Annotated in this window: 2 protein-coding genes; both read left to right on the top strand. The window is 41.9% G+C overall.

What is annotated here, in order from left to right; genetic code table 11:
• Nucleotides 1–137 precede the first annotated feature (137 nt).
• Nucleotides 138–329, top strand: a complete 192-nt coding sequence (locus NXS07_RS20550; protein ID WP_038218575.1) for a crAss001_48 related protein — start codon at nucleotides 138–140, stop codon at nucleotides 327–329.
• A gap of 122 nt (nucleotides 330–451) precedes the next feature.
• A complete protein-coding gene (locus NXS07_RS20545) occupies nucleotides 452–676 on the top strand; it encodes a DUF2560 family protein (RefSeq protein WP_038218577.1) in 225 nt (74 codons plus the stop codon).
• Nucleotides 677–714 lie beyond the last annotated feature (38 nt).

Here is a 714-nt window from a genome sequence, read left to right as displayed (position 1 = left end):
TAATACTTAACAATTAGTTAACGTCTGAAATTAAAATCAATATTTCTTTGCCCATTCCCTTGAGTGGTTAAAGGAATACCCCATGCCATCCGTTAACGCGGGTGGCATTTTTGTTTTAAGTGATCGGAGAAAACATCATGCAACCACACCAACAACGCGTCATAGATGAGCTAACAGAACTCGATGAGAAGATTGAAAAGTTATCTGATTTCATCGGTGGTGCCATCTATAACGGGTTAGACGAGACTGATCGCGTTCTGCTAGCTATGCAGCTATCAGTAATGAAAGCATATTCTGAGATTCTGCATAAGCGGATTAACCGATTCTGATTTTACAAAATTCTGCAAAGCATCCGAAAAGGGGTGCTTGATAGAGGTTTGTATAGGTTTTCGACTACCGAGATGTCGAGATTGCACGGGGTTATATTTCAATACATAGCAGGAAATTCCAAATGACAGAATTAACACCATCGCAACGAATGAGGTTGGAGATACTCCGACTGGTAATGAACGACACGGCAGCGGCACAAAAGGCCATTGAGTTTATCGGTGATGACACACTCAAGTTTGAGCTGTTCAAGGATCAATACAAACTCGTGCAAACCGAGTCCGGTGTTGTGGCCAGAACTGATAAATCCATTCGCAATGCTCAAGAGGCATTGAGTCTATTCAAGTAGTTCATCACACAGCCTATTCATAGAGTGGGCTGGATAAT

Origin of the sequence: Xenorhabdus bovienii (assembly GCF_024721015.1) — a bacterium.
GTDB classification, from domain to species: Bacteria; Pseudomonadota; Gammaproteobacteria; order Enterobacterales; family Enterobacteriaceae; genus Xenorhabdus; species Xenorhabdus bovienii.
Note: the sequence above shows the minus strand (reverse complement) of the source record. Positions and strands in the feature narration are given on the sequence as shown.